We start from the raw sequence: 19,414 nt of genomic DNA on the forward strand, positions 1-19,414 counted from the left end.
CCTTGACGAAGAGCGGACTTGGCTTGGCAGTCGATGCGACCGGAGACAGTCACCACGTCCTGAGCGCCTACCTCCACCTCGTCGATCCGGGGCCGCGGGCGTCCGGGGCGCGGGGGCCTGCCCCCCTCATTGACGAAATCCACCGTCATCGCCATCCCGACGACGACTGATTCAGCCATGGGCGGGCGTATCGGCGCGGGCGAAGATTCCGAGCGCGTCTTCCGGGTCGCGGCCCAACGGTCCCTGGATCCGACTGGAGCGAGACGATGAAGCCTCGCTCCAGGGACGCATTGAGAACACTTTGGGCGTCGCGCGAAGGGCTCGTGCGGGCTTTGGCGCCGGAGCGTCGTGGTCGCCTCACGCTCGTCTGTCTAGCTGCGCAAGATCACCGGGGGCTGCCGTCACGACGCGTTGCTGCCTCGAACGTCAGCGACGCATTGTTGGTGATAAAGCGTCCGCCCGTCTCTGTCGGCCGATCCAGGGTCGCCGCGACAAGCATCACCGGCCCGGTCACCCCCTCGGGAAGGCGCAAGCGGCCCTCCTGATCGGTCAGAACCTCGCGCCGCTCCCCCTCTCCGAAACTCACGGTGACCGGGTGCGCTGTCAGCGGGCGGCCGTTCCTGACGAGTTGGAATCTCACGGGAGAACTCTCCCCGGCGTCGAACTCGGGGAGCAACTCGACCTCGAGTCCTGCGGGACCCGTCGAAGCGGGGCTGCAGGTCTGGAAGCAAACGAGCGTCTTGGCCAGCCGGCGAGACTGCACATGGAGTGTCGCACCCCGGGGCAGAATTCCACGAACCGCAGACACCTCCTCGGCCTTGAACGGATGCTCCTCGAGGTAGGTGTCGACCTGATCGGGCCGCCAGTTCGACTCGCCCCAGATCGTCTCCACCGCGACGACAGCCATCCCGGTGCTTTCGCTCGAGACGGCGAGACGCAGGGATTGGGCCGTCTGGGCTTCAACCGTGACGGTGGCCGGGCGGCCATCGACCATCGCCCGAACCTCGGCGAGGCGGGTGCGCGGCGAACCCACGTTGAGCGCGGGAAAGTCCGACGAGGACGTCGCATGGACGATGAGCGGTCGCCCGCTCGGACCGACGAAACTCGCCGGGATCAGAAAGAAATCATGGGCGGCCGCCGCGCCCGCGAAAAGCCCAAATCCAGTCGCCATCAGCAGTGCAATACGTCTTCTCATGTTGTTCTATCCTTCACTCGATCAGGTGTTCCGCCGGCGTACGCCGAGCAGGGTTGTGGATTCCGTTCGCTCCCCTCGAGCCTGCACGAGGCTCGCGGCGGCGCTTCAGCATGTGGCCCTCCTGACATGCTCAGAAACGAGCGGTCAGGCCGACGTAGTACCGACGACCGATCAGGTCGTAGGTCGACGGGTCGGTGTTGGCGGCGATTGCCGGGGAATAGACCGGCGGCTGCTCGTCCGTGAGATTGTTCACGCCGGCCCGGAGCGAGACCCTCTCGTTCACCCGGAAAGAGGCATTCAGGTCGACGTAGTGGATGGCGTCGATGACCTGGCTGCGGTTGTTGAAGTTCTCGACCGAACCCTGGTAGCGCCACCGGACGCCGACGTTCCAGGGGTCCTGGATCCAGTTCAGGGTCGACAAGAATTTCCACTCCGGCAGCGTCAGGCCGAAACTGTTCGAGACCGTGCCCTTCCGATCCGTGAAGGCGCCGCCAGGGATGTCCTGACGCTGCCATTCCTGAAGCTTCGTGCCGGTAATGTTGAACGCCAGAGCGCCCCAATCCGGCGCGCCGATGTCGCCGAGATCGAGATTCCAATCGACCTGGAAGTCGATCCCCTGGGTCTGCAGCGTCCCGAGATTGGCGTTGGTTTCGAGGGTGCTCGTGATCTGCCCCGAGTTCGGGTCGCGGCTGAACAATCGGCAGAAGACGTTGTTCGGGTCATAGGTCGGGTTCGAGGTGCCGTTCTGATTGTAGCAACGACGCAGTTGTTCGGTCGTCGAGACCGTGCCGACGACCTGTTCGATGGCGATGTCATAGTAGTCGATCGAAGCAGAGAGTCGGCTGAGCCACGGGCTCGCGAACTGCGACTGCCAGGTGACGCCCACGGTGAAGGATTCAGCGGTTTCCTCCTCAAGCAGAGGGTTGCCGCCGGTGAGCCCGGAGACTTGCGAGTTGGAGAATGTGAACGAATCGATGACCTGGCCCGGGACGTTCTGCGCCAGGCACAGGGCCCGCACAGCGTTGGCGTCGGGCGCGCCCGGCGCACGGTACGCCCCGCGGATGTCGCAGGGGTCGCCCGAGAACTGGCGCACACCGGTCGAGGAGACCGGCACTCCGATCGACGGGAAGCTCAAATTCTGCGCTGCGAACAGTTCGCCGATCGAGGGCGCGCGGACCGCCCGCTGAACGCCGCCGCGGAACCGCAGCCCGGTCACCACCTCCCAGCTGAGATCCGCCTTGTAGGAACTCACGCGCCCGATGGTCTCGTACTCCGAGGCGCGGTAGCCGAGGTTGGTCTCGAGGTTTCGCACGAAGGGCAAATCGCTCAGCAGCGGGATCAGGATCTCGCCGTAGAGTTCTGAAACCTGATCCGAGCCCGCGAGCGGCAGGCCGGAGTTTCCGGCTAGTTCGGGCCCGACGACTCCATTCAGAGTGAAGGTGCTCAGCAGAAGGTTGTCGGGAACAAAGTCGTAGTTCTGCTCGCGGTAGGAGGCCCCGACGGCGGCTCGGACTTCGCCGGCGGGCAGGGTGAAGACGCCGCCCTGCAGGTTGAGCTCCGCGACCCTCTGATCGTTCGTCGTCGTATTCTTGGCGACACGACCGACGTAGCCGATGCATGCGCTGCTCAGCGGGTTTGTTCCGAACGGGTTGAAGCCGCCAGCGCAGATCGACGCACCGCCGTCCGGAGCGTCCAGAAGACGCTGCAGCGCGGAGCGCGAGAGGTAGCCGGTGTAGACGGTGCCGTTGTCCACCCGCCCGTAGGAGACATAGGCATCGTACGTCCAGTCGCGGAAGCCGGCCAGATCACCGCGCAAGCCCGTGGTGATCTGGTAGACGTTGTAGTTCTCGGTTTGGCGTCGCGGGCCGAGCTCGTTGAAGCGTTTGTCGAGGCGGAAGTTTCCGGCCGGGTTCGGGCGGGAGTTCAGGACGCCGCGCAGTTCGGCCGGGATGAACGGGTTGGTCGACGGGATGCGGAACCCGGTGGTGGGACCAGTGGCGGGATTGGACGCGAGCTGATTGCCGCTCTCGTACTGAGAGAACATGAAGTCGGCGTAGAGCTCCGCCGCTGCGTTGATCTCGTAGTCCGCGGCCGCGTACACATTGTAGCGCGTCTGCGGAATGATCATGTAGTTGCGGTCGCCGGTGGCGTAGGTGAAATCGGTCTGCTGCAGCGGACCCGGCGTCCGGAATCCTTCATAATCGATGCCACCCGGACTGACGTAGTCTCGCGCGCCCTGATAGGTGAACAGCGTCCCGTTGTTGTTGAAGCCGAAGGTATCGCCACGCGCGGCCCCGGGCACCGCGGCGTTGACGGCCGCGGCCGAGGGAAGGTTGGTGGCGTCAAACACCGTCGAGCCCAGAGGAGAGGTCCCCGCGAACCCCCCGATCAACGAGAACGAGCGGTCGGCGTTGAGGACCGAGGCGCGGTTCGAATAGGTCGCCGACAGCACGGCGCTCCCACGGCCTTCGGCGATGTCACCGCCGACCGTCAGGCTGACCGCTTCCGCTCCCGCGTCCCCGCGGGCCGAGGCGCCATACTGCAGGTCCAGCTGAACGCCTTCGAAGTTCTGGTTCAGCAGGAAGTTGAGGACCCCGCCGACTGCATCCGATCCGTAGGTGGACGAGGCGCCGCCGGTGATCGTCTCGATGCTGGAGATCAACGGCGTCGGCAGCAGGTTCAGGTCGACGACGGAAGAGGCGTTCGACGGCACGATGCGGCGGCCGTTCAGGAGCACCAGCGTCCGCGTCGCGCCGAGCCCGCGCAGTTGGACGTTTGCCTGACCCCCCAAGTTCGGACTGTTCGAAGCCGCATTGCCCAGGCCAGTGAACTGCGGCAGGTCGTTGATGAGGCTCTCAATGTTGACCGATCCCGTCGCCCGGAAGTCTTCCTGGGTCACGGTGACGATCGGGCTGTTGGCGCTGTAGTCCTGCCGCGCGATGCGGGAGCCGGTGACGACGACCGTGTCTATTTCGGTGGCTTCCAGCGATTGGGATGCGGGCGGTTCCTGATCCTGAGCCGCGGCGGGCAATGCCGTCAACGCGGCGGTGGCGATCGCCAGACCAGACAGGACTGAAGACGTGAAGAGTCGGCTACGAAAAGAGACGTCGGCCAAAGGCTTTTCCTCGTTGGATTTCCGGCCGAATTGTGGCCCCCTGCTAAGCTCTACGCAGCGCGCGAGGACTTCCCCTTGCTCCTCCCCCAAACTTTCTTCAGGCCTTCGGCAACACCCCACATCTCTGAACCGGCCAGACGCAAACCAGGCATGGTTCGTCGCCTTAGGGAGCGCCGCCCCCTTTCCGATCCGAGACGTTTCACGCCGGGACAAAAGCGGTGCCTCGCACAACCCCTAGAGTTCGGTGAGAGCTCGCTGAGCTCTGCGTCCAGTGCTTGCGTGACCAGCTCCTCCGATCCTCCGATGCCGAACTTAGATCAGCCGCGTCCTATTTGGCACAGGGTGCGCGGGAAGTTGAGATCGTCCCATTTCGCTACGCGTTTCACCCGGTTTCAGCTGTTGCCGAGCCCAGAGCGCATAAAACCCGACACGAAGAAAACTCCGTGTCTGGTAGCGGTGTGGTAGCGGCGGGGAAAATGGGGTGGGCGATCCCGCTGGGACCGCCCTGCCATAACTTAATGATTGCCTTGGCAATCTCGACTGGAGCGGGCGAAGAGATTCGAACTCTCGACCCCAACCTTGGCAAGGTTGTGCTCTACCACTGAGCTACGCCCGCACTCCGTAACGTGGGCCCGTATGGGCGCCGCGTCTCGTCGAGAGGCGGCCGTATAGCGGACCCTTTCGGCGTCCTGCAAGCCCCTTTTCAAATTTTAGCGCGGAGCCATTCTGATAGCGCCGTCCAACCGGATGCACTCGCCGTTGATGTAGACGTTGCGGGCCAGCTCCAGCACCAGGGAGGCGTAGTCGGCGGGCTTGCCCAGGCGGCTCGGGAAGGGGATCTGGGCGGCCAGGGCGTCCTGGATCTTCTGGTCCATGCCGGCCATCATCGGGGTCCACATGATGCCGGGCAGGATGGTGTTCACGCGCACGCCTTCCTGGGCCAGGTCCCGCGCGATCGGCAGGGTCATGGCGTAGACGCCGCCCTTGGAGGCCGAATAGGCCGCCTGACCCACCTGGCCGTCCTGGGCCGCCACCGAGGCCGTGTTGACGATCAGGCCGCGCTCGCCGTCCTCCATCGGGTCCAGGGTCACCATGCCGGCGGCCGATTGCGACAGGACGCGGAAGGTGCCGAACAGGTTGACGCGGACGGTGCGCTCGAACTGAGCCATGTCGTGGGCCTTGATCTCGCCGGTGTCCTTCTTGCGCGAGACGGTCTTCTGGCCCGTGGCGATGCCGGCGCAGTTGACGGTCAGACGCTCCTGGCCGTGGGCGGCGCGGGCCTTTTCGAAGGCGGCGGCGACCGAGGCGTCGTCGGTCACGTCGACCGAGCAGAAGACGCCGCCGATCTCGGCCGCGATGGCCTCGCCCTTCTCGGCGTTGAGGTCGAACAGGGCGACCTTCACCCCTTGCGCTGCGAGCGCGCGGGCGGTGCCTTCGCCCAGGCCGGACGCGCCGCCGGTGACCACCGCCGAAAGGCTGCTGTCGAGTTTCATCGCTGTCGTCCCTATATTCTGTTTTGAACCTGAGTTTCGAATGAGGATTTAGCGGCCATGACCGCCAAAGCCAAACCTGCATCGGGGCCCATCACCCCGGAGGACGCCATCGACCCGTCGAAAGCGCTGGTCCCTTCGGTGCAGAGGGTGAACGAGATGCGGGTGAAGGCCGGGTTCTGGCCCAAGCTGGGCCGGGTCGCCTCGCGCATTCCCTTCGCCAACCAGGTGGTGTCCGTCTATTACGCCGCGCGCGATCCGGAGACGCCGATGGCGGCCAAGGGGATCATGCTGGGGGCCCTGGCCTATTTCGTCATGCCTATCGATGCGATCCCCGACGTCCTGGCGGGGATCGGCTTCACCGACGACGCGGCGGTGATCACCGCCGTCATCGCAACCCTGGGCGCCAATGTGAAGAAGCGCCACCGCGAGCTGGCCGAGAAGGCGCTGGAGAAGCTGCGCTAGGATGGTTCGTCCGGTTCGTCCGGACGAAATCTACCGTGACGAAACGGACGAAACGGACGAAATCCGTGGGGCGAGCGTCAGGGTTTGACGGCCGACGCAGGCGCGTCGGCGGGTGTGAGCCGGATTGTCAAAGACCGATGCCGGAGGTGGGAAAGACCCGACGCCGGCGCAAGGGGTGATAGAGAATAAATTCTTCTACCTCGCAATATATCCGTTCACCCCAGCGGAGGCTGGGGTCCAGATCACAGACTCAGGCAGCTTGGACGACGCACCGGTTCCGCTGATCGACCCCCGTCTTTTCCATCTGGACCCCAGCCTTCGCTGGGGTGAACGGTGAGACCTAGCTCTCGACCGTCACCACGACCTTGCCCATGACCGTGCGATCCGACAGGGCCTGGATGGCCTGGTGGGCGCGTTCCAGCGGGAAGGTCTGACTGACGCGCGGCTTGATCTTGCCCTCGGCGTACATCGTCATCAGCTCGGCCATATTGGCCATATGCCCCTTGGGATCGCGCGCGGCGGCGGCGCCCCAGAAGACGCCGACCACCGAGACCGACTTCAACAGGGTCAGGTTCAGCGGCAGGGACGGAATGCCCGCCGGGAAGCCGACGACCAGATAGCGGCCGTTCCAGTCCATGGCCCGAAGCGCCGGCTCGCAATAGTCGCCGCCGACCCCGTCATAGACCACGTCGGGGCCGTCGCGGCCGGACGCCAGCTTCAGCTCGCCAGACAGCTCCTTCTGGGCCGCCTTGTCCATCTTGCCCGACGGATAGATCAGGCCGTTGTCGGCCCCCATCTCCAGCGCGAACTGGACCTTGTCGTTGGTCGAGGCGGCGGCGATGACGTGGGCGCCCATGGCCTTGCCCAGTTCCACGGCCGCGGCGCCGACGCCGCCCGCCGCGCCGAGCACCAGCAGGCTCTCGCCCGCCTTCAGCTGGGCCCGGTCCTTCAGGGCGTAGTAGGAGGTGCCGTAGGTCATCACGAGAGCCGCCCCCTCCTCGAACGACATGCCGTCGGGCATCTTGACGACGCCGGCGGCCGGGACGGCGATCCGCTCCACCATGGCGCCCCAGCCCGGCATGGCGATGACGCGGTCGCCCTTGAAGATGCCCTTGACGCCCTCGCCCACGGCCTCGACCACGCCGGACAGTTCGCCGCCCGGCGAGAAGGGGCGCTGGGGCTTGAACTGGTATTTGTCCTCGATGATCAGGGTGTCGGGGAAGTTCACGCCCACCGCCTTGACCTCGATGACGATCTCGCCCGCCTTGGGGGTCGGATCCAGCACCTCCTCGACGACGAGGCTGTCGGGGCCGCCGACGGTCTTGCTGAGGACTGCGCGCATGGAGGGTCTCTCGTTCTGGAAGGGTGGGATCAGGACAGGCCGGCGGGAACCGCATCCCGGATCCAGCCGGTGATCGACAGGCGGGGCGCGGCGGCGAACGGCGCCACGAAGCTGACCGCGTGGCGTTGCGGGACGCGGAAGATGTTGAGGGCGTTGTAGCTGGGCCGATAGGCCTCGGCCACATGATCGTCTTCGTCGATGAAGGCCAGAAGACCGCCCCAGTCGGTGCGCCAGTCCGGCGTCAGGTTGAGCACATAGGCGTAGAGGCGGCCCGCCGAGGGCTTCTCGTCGTCGTGCTCCGTCAGATAGTGGCCCGCCGTGTAGCGCGTCGCCTGGGCGTCGACGTAGGCGCAACGGGGATCGCCGGTCAGGGTTCGCACGAACCCCAGGAAGGCGGGCCCGTTCAGGAAGGCGGCGACCTGACGCCAGGCGTCGGGCAGGGGCTGGTCCTTCTCGATCGGCGTCGAGATCCGCACCGTATCGAACATGTAGTGGAAGCCGCGTTCGGCCTCCCGATGCGCCAGGGCGAAGACGGCGGCCCGGTCGGCGGGGCTGAGCCCCTCGATCATCTCGACCGGCACGTCGGCGACGACCCCGCCGCCGATCGTCGAACAGATCCAGTCGCGCTCCGACGCCAGGAGGGCGTGCAGCCGGGCGGCGGCGTCTTCGGTCAGGAATCCCGGGACATGCAGACGGCCGAACCGGGCGAAGGCGGCCTTCAGCGACAGGGGGTCCAGCGTCGGGTCCAGCGACAGGGGACCCAGGGGCTCCGGATGACCGGCGAAGGTGCGGAGGGGGCGATCAATCATCGACGGGAAGGGATTATCCGGACGACCGCGGTGGACAGGACGCCCGCCCCGGTGCAGGGCAGGACGCTAACGATCCGACGCGCTTTAGGGAAGACGCCATGCCTGCCCCCGCCCTCATCCTTCACGGCGGCGCCGGCGCCCGCCGCAGCCGCGACTACACCGCCGAGATCGCCCATATGCGGCAGGTGGTGGAGGCCATGAAGGCGCGGCTGGAGGCCGGGGCCTCGGCCCTGGACGTGGCGGTGGAGGCGACGGTGATGCTGGAGGATTCCGGCCTCTATGTCGCCGGGCGCGGAGCCTCGCCGAACCTGGCGGGGGAATACGAGCTGGACGCCAGTCTGATGGACGGACCCAGCCGCAGGGCCGGGGCGGTGGCGGCGTTCCAGGGCTATCGCAATCCGATCAGGGCCGCGCGGGCGGTGATGGAGCACAGCCCGCATGTGCTGCTGGCCGGATCGGGCGCGGCGCGGTTCGCGGGCGAACACGGTCTGGAGCGGATCGAGGACCCCGAGGCCTGGTTCACCCGCGCCGGTCAGGGCGAGGACAATCATCCGCCGGGACAGGGACCGGCGCTGAGCCACGGGACGGTCGGGTGCTGCGTGCTGGACGTCGAGGGACGGCTGGCGGCGGCGACCTCCACCGGGGGCGTGTTCGGCAAGCTGCCGGGGCGTGTCGGCGACACGCCGATCCCGGCGGCGGGGGTCTGGGCCACGGACCGGGTGGCGGTCTCCTGCACCGGACAGGGCGAGTATTTCATCCGCACGGCGGCGGCGGCCCAGATGCACTGGCGCGTCGAGGCCGGGGCGTCGATCGCGGATGCAGGGGCGGCGGTGATCGCCGGGATCGGCGACATGGGCGGCGACGGCGGGCTGATCGCCCTGGACGCGCAGGGCAACCGGGCGGATCCGTTCAACAGCCAGGGGATGAAACGCGCCTGGCTGACGCCCGACGGCGAGATCGGGGTCGAGGTGTTCGGGAAATAACGCACGGCGGTTTCCCTCCCCCTCGGGGGAGGGTCCTCGCGTAGCGAGGGGGTGGGGGCGGCCGGGCGACCGAGCGACGATGTTTCCGGGGGCCTTGCCTTGCCGCCCCCACCCGGTCTCCGCTGCGCTCCGACCACCCTCCCCCGCAGGGGGAGAGAGAAATCCCGCGCCGCGTCACATTACAGCGCCGTAACTTACGCGGCCGCCAACCCCTGATACGGTCCTCCGCGAAATCCCCCGGAGTCCGTTCATGAAATCCCGTCTCCTGTCCGCCGTCGCGGCCCTCGCCCTTCTGTCCGGCGCACCCGCCATCGCCCAGGCGCAAACCGCCCCCGCCAGCGTCGAGGTGCCGCCGCTGGGCTTCGTGAAGCGGACCCTGGCGAACGGGATGGACGTCTATACGTCGCGGGATACGTCGACCTCGAACGTGACGGTCCAGGTCTGGTACCGGGTCGGCTCCAAGGACGATCCCCAGAACCGCTCGGGCTTCGCCCACCTGTTCGAACACCTGATGTTCAAGGCGACCAAGGACTTTCCGGACGAGACCTTCGACCGCCTGACCGAGGATGTGGGCGGCGCCAACAACGCCTTCACCAGTGACGACGTCACCGCCTATCACGAGACCATCCCGGCCAATCACCTGGAACGGCTGATCTTCGCCGAGGCCAGCCGTCTGTCGTCCCTGGTCGTGGACGAGGCCGTGTTCGAGAGCGAGCGCGACGTGGTCAAGGAGGAGTACCGTCAGGGCGTCCTGGCCAATCCCTACGGCCGGATGCGTCTGTTCCTGCCGATGCTGCTGTTCAAGGAAAGCCCCTATCGCCGCTCGACCATCGGTTCGATCGAGGATCTGGACGCCGCCACCATCGAGGACGTGCGTCGCTTCCACGCCACCTTCTATCGCCCGGACAACGCCGTCCTGATCGTGGCGGGCAATTTCGATCAGGCGGAGCTGGACGGCTGGATCGACCGCTACATGGCGCCGATCACCAATCCGAACCGGCCGCTGGAGGTCACGGACGCGCGCGAGCCCGAGCCGACCGGTCCGCGCGAGATGACCGTCCGTGCGCCGAACGTGCCGCTGCCGGCCATCGTGCGCGCCTGGCCGACCGTGCCCTACGGCCATCCCGACCGCGCCGCCCTGACCGTGCTGGACGGGGTCCTGTCCACCGGCGAGAGCTCGCGCCTGTATCGTTCGCTGGTCTATGAGCAGCAGATCGCCGCCCAGGCCGGGTCCTCGCCCGACTTCTCGCAGCAGGCCGGCTATCTGATGACCCAGGCCATCATGTCGGACGGCCATACGGTGGACGAGGGCCTGACCGCCCTGAACGCCGAGATCGCCAAATTCCGCGACGCGCCGGTCACCGAGGCCGAGCTGACCGAGGCCAAGAACGAGCTGATCGCCGACGCCCTGCGTGGTCGCGAGACGGTTCAGGACCGGGCCAATGTGCTCGGCTGGACCCTGATCAACACAAACGACGCCTCGGTCGCCGACCGCGAGATCGCCGAGATCCAGGCCGTCACCGCCGCCGACATCCAGCGCGTCGCCCGCCGCTATCTGACCGACGAACGGTCGGTGACCCTGCGCTATCTCAGCGCCGACGACGCCAACCCGGTCACGCCGCAGGAGACCAACATCACCGCGCCGGTGACCCTGGCCGATCTGGCGCCCGTGGGTCAGGTCTTCACCCTGCTGCCGGAAGGCCAGCGGGCGCAGATGCCGGCGACGACCGAGCCGGTCGCACCGACCACCCCTCCGGTCGCCGACTTCCGCCTCGACAACGGGATGCGGGTCCTGGTGGTGGAGAAGGACGGGCTTCCCCTGATCTCCGCCCGTCTGAACTTCGACGCGGGCGTCGCCAACGAGGCGCCGGGCAAGGCGGGTCTGGCCTCCATGACCGCCGGCCTCCTGACCCAGGGCACGACGACCCGTACCGCGCCCCAGATCGCCACCGAGATCGAACAGCTGGGCGCCGCCATCGGGGCGGGATCGGGCGCGGACTTCTCCAACGTCTACGCCAACGCCCCGGCCAATGTGTTCCCGGAAGCCCTGGCCCTGATGGCCGATCTGGTCCGCAATCCCGCCTTCGCCGGGGAGGAGCTGGATCGCCAGCGCGACCAGACCCTGGATGCGCTGCGGATCAGCCTGTCCACCCCCGGCCCGGTCGCCGGTCAGGCCGCCGCCCGCGTCGTCTATGGCGCGGCCCCCTATGGCGCGCCCGGTTCCGGCACCCTGACCACCGTACCCGCCCTGACCCAGGCCGATGTGGTCGGCTTCCATCGCACCTACTACCGCCCGTCGGAGGCGACCCTGGTCTTCTCCGGCGCGATCACGGAAAGCCAGGCCCGGTCGCTGGCGCAATCGGCCTTCGGCGACTGGCGCGACGCCACCGCCGCCCCGGCCGCGCGGATCGAGCCGGCGGGCGAGCCCCTGCCGACCCGGATCGTGGTCGTGGACCAGCCGGGCGCCGGTCAGGCGGCGGTGACGGTGGCCCTGCGCGGCGTGTCGCGGACCGACGCCGACTACTTCCCGCTGACGCTGGGCAACACCCTTCTGGGCGGCAGCTTCACCTCGCGCCTGAACCAGGAAATCCGCATCAAGCGCGGCCTGTCGTACGGCACCCGGTCGGGTCTGGGCGTGCGCCGCGAGGACGGTCTGTTCACCGCCAGCGCCCAGACGCGCAACGACGCGGCGGTGGAGGTGTCCGACCTGATCCTGGCCGAGATCGCCCGCCTGTCGACCACCCGGCCGACCGAAAGCGAGCTGACCACGCGCCAGGCCATCCTGACCGGCGCCTTCGGGGCCTCGCTGGAGACGGTGGACGGTCTGGGCGGCCTGGTGGCTGGCATGGCCCTGTACGACCTGCCGATGAGCGAACTGTCGGCCTATGTCGGCAAGGTCGAGGCCATCGACGGCGAGGCGGTGCAATCGGCCTTCGCGGAGCACCTGCCGGTGGATCGGGCCAGCCTGGTGATCGTCGGCGATGCGTCGAAATTCATCGACGCGCTCCGGGCCAAGCATCCGAACGTGGAGGTCATCCCGATCTCGGAGCTGAACCTCGACAACGCGGCGCTGCGGTAAAACGAAAACTCCCTCTCCCCTTGCGGGAGAGGGAGGCGTCGCACGAGCGCGTAGCGATCGTCCTTGCGACGGCGGGTTAGGGGTGAAACTCACCCTGGCCGATGAGCCGTCGATCCGACGCATCTCGATTGCGTCCTCGTACCCCTCATCCGGCCCTGCGGGCCACCTTCTCCCGCAAGGGGAGAAGGGAAGTCAGTCCTCGCCCGCGTCGTCCGCCTCGTCCGCCGCGGCTTCTTCCTCGGCCCCCACCGCGTCGGCGGCCTGGTCCAGGGCGTACTGGGCCATCAGTTGGTAGCTGACCAGCTGCTCGGGGTCCTGAGAGGACCAGGCGCCGTTCGCGGCGATGCCCTCGGCCATGATGGGGGCGGCGGCCAGGGCTTCCTGCACCTCGGGATCGTTCATGGCGTCGGCGACCAGGGCCTCGACGTCGATATTGGACAGGGCCTCGGCGGCGATCTGGCCGGCGTGGCGGGTGATCTCGGCGGTGAAGGCCGAGACCTCGGGCTGGTATTCGGTCCAGAGGGCGGCGATGCGCATCTCGCGCTGCTCTTCCGACAGGCTTTCGTCTTCGGAGATGGCCTCGGCGCGCTCGCCGAAGGCCTCCATGCGCGCCTCGAAGGCGGCCGAGGCGCTTTCGATGGCGGCTTCGGACGGGGTCTTCTGCTCGCCGGCGAGAGCGGTCGACAGCGGCAGGACGGCGAGGGCGGCGGCGAGCGAGAGGGCGCGGATCATGGCGGCGGTTCCTTGGGTTCGACCCCAAGGTCCGCTCCGAACCCTCTCAGCTCAAGTGAAATCGCGGTAAGGCGACCGCCGCCGGCTCAGGAACCGGCCGGGGCGGGCGCGGCCTCGGCCTGGGCGGCGGCGGTTTCGATGCCGGTCCGGACCTGGTTCGGCACGCCGCGGATCTGGGGCATGGCGGCCTCGATCTGGGCGCGCATCTCGGCCTGCTGGGCCTCGGGCAGCTGGGCGGCCTGGCCGTGGGCGAAGGTCTGGACGGCCGTGGCGAAGGCGTCCGCCTCGGGCTGATAGCGGGCTTCGATGGCGTCCAGCTCGCTGTCGCGACGGGCCGGATCGCCGGCCGTGTTGGTGATCACGGCGGACATTTCGTCCTGCATGGCTTCCATCTTGGCGCCGAAGGCCTGGGCCAGGGCCTCGAACTCGGCCTCGCCGGGCGTCTGGGGCGCGGCCGGGGCGGCGGGAGCGGAGGCCGTCTGGGCGAAGGCGGCGGGGGCGGCCGCGAGGGCGGCGGCGACGAGCAGGGCGCGGATCATGGGAAACTCTCTTGGACTGCGATCCCCGCCTCTCCCGCAAAATCGACGCGGGCTCAAGCCGAAACCCCTATTTGGGGCTGCCGCGCATCCGGGCGCCCTGGGGCAGGGCCGCGTCCTGGTAGCGGGCGACGATGGCCGCGATGGCCTGGCGAGCCGCCGCCTGGTCGCCGTCGGCCGCCTCGATGGCGCGCACGATCTCGGCGTTCATGCGGGCGCGGTCGTCCGGGTCGGTCACCGCCGGAGCCAGGGCCGGGATGTCGACCCATTCCCGGGCCGGCGGGATCACGGACGGCATGCCCGTCTGGGCCAGAGACGGCGCGGCGGCGGACAGGACGGCGGCGGCGACCGCCCCAACAACGAGTTTGCGCATGGGACCCTCCCTCAAGGTCCGAGGACGATGTCCCCGAACCCCGAATTATGCAAGACCGCGTTCTGTGAACCGATCGTCGCGGCGCCTTTCGTCAGACGCCCAGCGCTCAAGCCGCGAGCGGTAGCGCCCTGAAGAAAATCGCGCTCAAGCAGCGAGACGCCGCGCGTCGAGCGGTAGCGCCCTAAGAGAGAGCGACCTCAGCCCTTGCGGTCGCGCTTGGCGAGCACGCGCAGGCGAAGCGCGTTCAGCTTGATGAAGCCGCCGGCGTCGTTGTGATCGTAGGCCTGGACGCCTTCCTCGAAGGTCACCAGGTCCTGATCGTAGAGGCTGTTGGGGCTCTCGCGGCCGATGACCGAGACATTGCCCTTGTAGAGCTTCACGCGAACGGCGCCGGAGACCTTCTCCTGCGACAGGTCGATGGCGGCCTGCAGCATCTCGCGCTCGGGCGAGAACCAGAAGCCGTTGTAGATCAGCTCGGCGTATTTCGGCATCAGCTGGTCCTTCAGGTGCATGGCGCCCCCATCCAGCGTGATCGACTCGATGCCGCGGTGGGCGGCGATCAGGATGGTGCCGCCGGGCGTCTCATAGACGCCGCGCGACTTCATGCCGACGTAGCGGTTTTCCACCAGGTCCAGACGGCCGATGCCATTGTCGTGGCCCAGTTCGTTGAGCTTGGTCAGGATCGTCGCCGGCGACATGGCCACGCCGTCGATGGAGACCGCGTCGCCCTTCTCGAAGCCGATGGTGATGACGGTCGCCTTGTCGGGCGCATCCTCAGGCGAGATCGTGCGCTGGTGGACGAACTCGGGGGCCTCGACGGCCGGGTCTTCCAGCACCTTGCCCTCGGAGGAGGAGTGCAGAAGGTTGGCGTCGACCGAGAAGGGCGCCTCGCCGCGCTTGTCCTTGGCGATCGGGATCTGGTTCTTCTCGGCGAAGTCCAGCAGGGCCTCGCGGCTGCGGAACTCCCACTCGCGCCAGGGGGCGATGACGCGGATGTCGGGCTCAAGCGCATAGTAGCCCAGCTCGAAGCGGACCTGGTCGTTGCCCTTGCCGGTCGCGCCGTGACAGACGGCGTCGGCGCCGACCTGTTTGGCGATCTCGATCTGGCGCTTGGAGATCAGCGGGCGGGCGATGGAGGTGCCGAGCAGATAGTCGCCCTCGTACTGGGCGTTGGCGCGGAACATCGGGAAGACGAAGTCGCGCACGAACTCCTCGCGCAGGTCGTCGATGAAGATGTTCTCCGGCTTGATGCCCATCTTCAGGGCCTTCTCGCGCGCCGGCGCCAGTTCCTCGCCCTGGCCCAGGTCGGCGGTGAAGGTCACGACCTCCGCGCCGTATTCCGTCTGCAGCCACTTCAGGATGATGGAGGTGTCCAGGCCGCCGGAATAGGCCAGGACGACCTTCTTGACGGGCTTGTCGGAAGCTTTGGCCATGGCGGGGTCTTTCAGAGAACGGCGGGAGAGGATTTGGCCGCGCTTAAACGGCCTCACGCCCCCCGATGCAAGGGCGAGACTGTGGCGGGGCCCGTGCTGGCGCGGCCGGGGCGGCGGGTTTATGGATCCGCGCATGACCGAGACGCCCGAAACACCGTCCGCAGCCGAGCCCGAACGCGTGCTGAGCGAGCCCGCCAAACGCGCCCTGGCCGAAGCCGCCGAACGCCGCGCCCAGGCCGAGGCCCTGGCCATGGAAGTCGAGCACGGCGGTCCGACGGGGCCGGAACCGACGCGCTACGGCGACTGGGAGAAGAAGGGGCTGGCGGTCGATTTCTGATCCGTTGCCCTAACTCCGTGCACCCCAGCGAAGGCTGGGGTCCAGATGGAAGACCGGCTGGCTGGATCAGCAGTTGAAACGCCTCATCCCAACGATCTGAATCCGTAATCTGGACCCCAGCCTTCGCTGGGGTGCACGGATGGTGAGGCGGACGCGAACAAATTCACCGGAACCGTGTTAACCTTTTCGCTCAGCGGGTTTTCCCGCCTTGGGAGGGTTCCATGCGTCGTCTCGTCCTGATCGTCCTCGCCGCCGTCGCGCTTCCGGGCGCAGCCGCCGCCCAGACCTATGGCCAGCCCTACCATGGCGGTCACGCGCCCACGACCTACGGCCAGCCGTATGGCGGACAGACCTATGGGTATGGCCAGAGCTACGGACAGAGCTACGGCTATCAGAGCAGCGGCTACGGCGATCCGCGCGCCTATCGTCCGCCGGTCCAGTACGGCCACGACCGGGGCGGACGCTATGGCTACAGCACCGGCCAGTGGACGCGCTGGTCCAGCCCGCCGGGGCGCGGCTATCACGACGTCTATGGTTACAACGACGACCGGGCGCCGCGGGGGACCGACCACCGGCGGTATCGGGACGACGGCTGCTACTGCGGCGTCGGGGCCTACCTCTACGACCGGTAACCTGCCGGCATGTCCTGAGCCGACAAGCGGCTCAGGCCGGGCTTCACGCCAGAAAAGCGAGATTTAACCACGTCTTGAACGGATTGCTCCCTCACGGGGGGCAAGGGCGGGCGTTCGCTTCGGAGGCGTGTTCAGGGTGGCGCGAACCTCGCGGAGTCCGCCCAGTGAAAACGCTTATCTCGATCCTGACCGCCCTTCTGCTGATCGGCGCCTCGCCGGCCCTGGCCGGCGAGCGCGGGGGCGGCGGCGGCCAGCATGGCGGCGGCGGATACGGCGGTGGCGGCGGCTGCGGCGGTGGATGCGGCGGCGGTGGCGGAGGCCATGGCGGCGGCGGACACGGCGGCGGAGGTCATGGAGGCGGCGGCTGGGGCGGCAACGTCAATGTGAACCTCAACGCCAATGCGAACGCCAGCGCCTCGGCCTATGCGGGGGCGGGCAGCTACATCAACGCCAGCGCCTATGACGTCGGGGCGATCCGGGGTCAGGGCGGCTATGGCGGCACCATCGTCCACGGCAGCGGCGGCATCGACATGGGCGGCTACGGCTATGGCGGCGGTTACGGCCCGGTCGTCGTCACCGGCCCCGGCTATGGTCCCAGCCGTCCGTTCGGCTATGTCGCCCAAGGCTTCGGCCGTCGCTATGTGACCATGGATCGCGTCGGCGGCCTGCGCCCCATGCCCTGCCAGAGCAACTGCGGCGGCGGCTACACCCCGCCCGCTCCGCCTCCTCCGCCGCCCGCCCCCTATCCGACCCCCTGCAACTGCCAGGGCGACCACGGGCACGGCCATGGCGGCGGTTACGGCGGCGGCTACGGCTATGAGCAGAGCTATTCCGGCGGCCGGGGCGGCTCGTCCTACAGCCGCTACGAAAGCTACAGCGAAAGCTCGAGCCAGGGCGGCGGCTACGGCTACCAGCAGGGCTACGCGGGCGGATACCAGGGCGGTTACACCGGTGACGGTCAGTACGCCGAGGCGCCCCGCTATGCGCCCATCCCGTACCAGGCCTCGCCGCTGGAGCCGGTGACCTATCCCCAAGGCTACGACCAGGGGGCCTACGCCCCGCCGCCGGTCCAGTATTCCCAGCCGACCTACGCCCCGGTCGAGCCTCAGATCTATCAACCGGCCCCGGTCTATATCCAGACGCCGCAAGGCTACTACGGCGACCTGCCTCCGGGCGACACCGGCCAGGGCTATACCTATCGCCAGGAGCCCGGCGAGCGCGGCTGACACCCCGCCGTCACCCTCGGGCTCGTCCCGAGGGCCCATCCGTCCGCCGCACGGACAGACCGGCATGAGCCGGAGCCGCTGAGCCATGGATCCTCGGGACAGGCCCGAGGATGACGGAGCGGAGGGTTAGCGCACCCCGTCCATCTCGGCGGCGATCCGCGCCGCCGCCATCACCGGGTTCTCATCGGCGATGACCGGCCGGGCGACGACCAGATGGGTCGCTCCGGCCCGGAGCGCGGCGGCGGGCGTCGCCACCCGCTGCTGGTCGCCCAGATCGCCGCCGGCCGGACGCACGCCCGGCGTGACGATCAGGAAGTCCGGACGCCCGGCCTCCACCGCGATCTCCTTCACGCGCGCGGCCTCCAGCGGGCTCGACACCACCCCGTCCACGCCGCAGTCCAGCGCCTGGCGCACCCGCGCCTCGACCAGATCGGCGGCCTTCGCCGAATAGCCGATCTCCTTCAGGTCTTCGTCCGACAGGCTGGTCATGACGGTGACGGCCAGGATCTTCGTGTCGTGGCCGCCGCGCCCCTTTACCGCCGCGCGCATGACCTGCGGCTCGGCATGGACGGTCAGGAGGTCGCAGCCCCCCTCGGCCACCGACCGGGCTGCGCCCTCGACCTGGGCGCCGATGTCGTGGAGCTTCCAGTCCTGGAACACCGTCTTGCCCATGGCCCGCAGCTCGTGGGCGAAGGCGACGCCGCCGGGGCGCGCCAGAAGCGTCAGGCCGGTCTTGTAGCTCTCCACCCCGTTTCCGATCCGCTCGACCAGGGCGCGAGCCGCCTCGATGGACGGCAGATCCAGCCCGACGATCAGGCGCGGGTCGGACAGGAGAGGCGAGGTCATCGACGGGCTCCGCGTGACCGGCTAGACCGGACGCGAGGGTGCGTCGGCGAACCGGCGTTTTGACGATGTAAGCTGGGGGACAGGCAATGGACGCGCTCGATCTGGGGGTCAACCTGTTCGTGACCCTGTTCGCCCTGCTGGACCCCTTGGGCAACATCCCGATCTTCGCGGCGGCCACGGCGGGCGCCACCCTGCGTCAGAGGATTTCGGTCTCGGCCCTGATCTGCGCCTTCGCGGCGGTCTTCCTGGCCTTCTTCTTCTTCACGGGTCTGGGCCTGCTTCAGTTCTTCGGCATTTCGCTGGCGGCCTTCCGCATCGCGGGCGGGGTTCTGCTGCTGTTGCTGGGTCTGGACATGGCGCGCGGCGACTTCCTGTCCAGCTTCGCCGACAAGGACGCGGCGACCGATCTCAACGACGTGCGCGGCTATGCGCGGCGGCGGTTCCAGCGGCTGGTCGTGCCCTTCGCCATCCCCCTGATGATCGGGCCCGGCGCCATCTCGGCCATCATCATCCAGGCGGGCGAGGCCGAGAAGATCGGTCCGGCGGGCACGGTCGCATCGCTCGTCGCCATCGCGGCGGCGTCCCTGGTGTCCTTCGTCTGTTTCGCCCTGACCGGGCCGCTGGGGCGGCTGCTGGGCGACGTGGGTCTGGCCATCATCGTGCGGGTGCTGGGCCTGATCCTCTGCGCCCTCGCCATCCAGTTCATCATCATGGGTCTGGGCGAGGCCCTGCCCGGCATGTTCGCGGGTTCGGTGACGACGCCCTATCCGGCGGGCGGGCACTAGGTCTCGCACGCCCCGTCACCCTCGGGACAAGCCCGA

Annotated in this window: 17 protein-coding genes and 1 tRNA gene; 7 read left to right on the plus strand and 11 right to left on the minus strand. The window is 68.1% G+C overall.

What is annotated here, in order from left to right:
- Positions 1-385: 385 nt before the first annotated feature.
- From ACETK8_RS01205 to ACETK8_RS01220, 4 genes are all read right to left on the minus strand, one after another.
- Complete coding sequence (locus tag ACETK8_RS01205) at positions 386-1,195, minus strand: DUF4198 domain-containing protein (protein ID WP_271145747.1); 810 nt, start codon at positions 1,193-1,195, stop codon at positions 386-388.
- 130 nt (positions 1,196-1,325) lie between these two features.
- Complete coding sequence (locus ACETK8_RS01210) at positions 1,326-4,310, minus strand: TonB-dependent receptor domain-containing protein (protein WP_374037693.1); 2,985 nt, start codon at positions 4,308-4,310, stop codon at positions 1,326-1,328.
- Between the two features lie 541 nt (positions 4,311-4,851).
- A tRNA-Gly gene (locus ACETK8_RS01215) sits at positions 4,852-4,926 on the minus strand.
- 94 nt (positions 4,927-5,020) lie between these two features.
- Positions 5,021-5,803 carry an SDR family NAD(P)-dependent oxidoreductase gene (locus tag ACETK8_RS01220; protein WP_374037694.1) on the minus strand — a complete coding sequence of 261 codons (783 nt, stop codon included), beginning with the start codon at positions 5,801-5,803 and terminating at the stop codon, positions 5,021-5,023.
- Between the two features lie 57 nt (positions 5,804-5,860).
- Between ACETK8_RS01220 and ACETK8_RS01225 the strand changes: the two genes are divergently transcribed.
- Complete coding sequence (locus ACETK8_RS01225) at positions 5,861-6,265, plus strand: YkvA family protein (protein WP_374037695.1); 405 nt, start codon at positions 5,861-5,863, stop codon at positions 6,263-6,265.
- A 340-nt stretch (positions 6,266-6,605) separates the two neighbouring features.
- Here the strand turns inward: ACETK8_RS01225 and ACETK8_RS01230 are convergent, their stop codons facing one another.
- Together ACETK8_RS01230 and ACETK8_RS01235 are read right to left on the minus strand one after the other, a co-directional pair.
- Positions 6,606-7,607 carry an NADPH:quinone oxidoreductase family protein gene (locus ACETK8_RS01230; protein WP_374037696.1) on the minus strand — a complete coding sequence of 334 codons (1,002 nt, stop codon included), beginning with the start codon at positions 7,605-7,607 and terminating at the stop codon, positions 6,606-6,608.
- A 29-nt stretch (positions 7,608-7,636) separates the two neighbouring features.
- On the minus strand, positions 7,637-8,416 hold the full coding sequence (locus ACETK8_RS01235) for a 2OG-Fe(II) oxygenase (protein WP_374037697.1): 780 nt from the start codon (positions 8,414-8,416) through the stop codon (positions 7,637-7,639).
- 98 nt (positions 8,417-8,514) lie between these two features.
- On the opposite strand from ACETK8_RS01235, the gene ACETK8_RS01240 reads away from it, so the two are divergent.
- Positions 8,515-9,399 carry an isoaspartyl peptidase/L-asparaginase family protein gene (locus ACETK8_RS01240; RefSeq protein WP_374037698.1) on the plus strand — a complete coding sequence of 295 codons (885 nt, stop codon included), beginning with the start codon at positions 8,515-8,517 and terminating at the stop codon, positions 9,397-9,399.
- Between the two features lie 250 nt (positions 9,400-9,649).
- Entirely contained in the window at positions 9,650-12,478 is a 2,829-nt protein-coding gene (locus tag ACETK8_RS01245; RefSeq protein WP_374037699.1) for a M16 family metallopeptidase, read from the plus strand.
- Between the two features lie 192 nt (positions 12,479-12,670).
- On the opposite strand, the gene ACETK8_RS01250 is transcribed toward ACETK8_RS01245, so the two are convergent.
- The 4 genes from ACETK8_RS01250 to ACETK8_RS01265 all read right to left on the minus strand — a co-directional run bounded on the left by ACETK8_RS01250 (position 12,671) and on the right by ACETK8_RS01265 (position 15,552).
- On the minus strand, positions 12,671-13,210 hold the full coding sequence (locus tag ACETK8_RS01250; protein ID WP_374037700.1) for a hypothetical protein: 540 nt from the start codon (positions 13,208-13,210) through the stop codon (positions 12,671-12,673).
- An 86-nt stretch (positions 13,211-13,296) separates the two neighbouring features.
- Positions 13,297-13,749, minus strand: coding sequence for a translation initiation factor IF-2 (locus ACETK8_RS01255; protein WP_374037701.1), 453 nt, complete (start codon positions 13,747-13,749; stop codon positions 13,297-13,299).
- Positions 13,750-13,816: 67 nt separating this feature from the next.
- Positions 13,817-14,119, minus strand: a complete 303-nt coding sequence (locus ACETK8_RS01260) for a hypothetical protein (RefSeq protein ID WP_374037702.1) — start codon at positions 14,117-14,119, stop codon at positions 13,817-13,819.
- Positions 14,120-14,316: 197 nt separating this feature from the next.
- Positions 14,317-15,552 (minus strand): argininosuccinate synthase, encoded by a 1,236-nt coding sequence (locus ACETK8_RS01265; RefSeq protein WP_374037703.1) that lies wholly within the window; start codon positions 15,550-15,552, stop codon positions 14,317-14,319.
- 133 nt (positions 15,553-15,685) lie between these two features.
- Here ACETK8_RS01265 and ACETK8_RS01270 point away from each other — a divergent pair, with 133 nt between their 5' ends.
- From ACETK8_RS01270 to ACETK8_RS01280, 3 genes are all read left to right on the plus strand, one after another.
- Positions 15,686-15,889 (plus strand): DUF1674 domain-containing protein, encoded by a 204-nt coding sequence (locus ACETK8_RS01270; RefSeq protein ID WP_374037704.1) that lies wholly within the window; start codon positions 15,686-15,688, stop codon positions 15,887-15,889.
- A gap of 221 nt (positions 15,890-16,110) precedes the next feature.
- Entirely contained in the window at positions 16,111-16,521 is a 411-nt protein-coding gene (locus ACETK8_RS01275; protein ID WP_374037705.1) for a hypothetical protein, read from the plus strand.
- A 164-nt stretch (positions 16,522-16,685) separates the two neighbouring features.
- Positions 16,686-17,747 (plus strand): hypothetical protein, encoded by a 1,062-nt coding sequence (locus tag ACETK8_RS01280; RefSeq protein ID WP_374037706.1) that lies wholly within the window; start codon positions 16,686-16,688, stop codon positions 17,745-17,747.
- A gap of 126 nt (positions 17,748-17,873) precedes the next feature.
- Here ACETK8_RS01280 and pyrF read toward each other — a convergent pair whose 3' ends face one another.
- The gene (gene pyrF, locus ACETK8_RS01285; RefSeq protein WP_374037707.1) at positions 17,874-18,593 is read right to left on the minus strand and encodes an orotidine-5'-phosphate decarboxylase; all 720 of its coding nucleotides are present in this window, start codon (positions 18,591-18,593) and stop codon (positions 17,874-17,876) included.
- 86 nt (positions 18,594-18,679) lie between these two features.
- Between pyrF and ACETK8_RS01290 the strand changes: the two genes are divergently transcribed.
- Positions 18,680-19,378 carry a MarC family protein gene (locus ACETK8_RS01290; protein WP_374037708.1) on the plus strand — a complete coding sequence of 233 codons (699 nt, stop codon included), beginning with the start codon at positions 18,680-18,682 and terminating at the stop codon, positions 19,376-19,378.
- The last annotated feature ends 36 nt before the right edge of the window (positions 19,379-19,414 follow it).

The organism is Brevundimonas staleyi (assembly GCF_041893865.1).
GTDB classification, from domain to species: Bacteria; Pseudomonadota; Alphaproteobacteria; order Caulobacterales; family Caulobacteraceae; genus Brevundimonas; species Brevundimonas staleyi.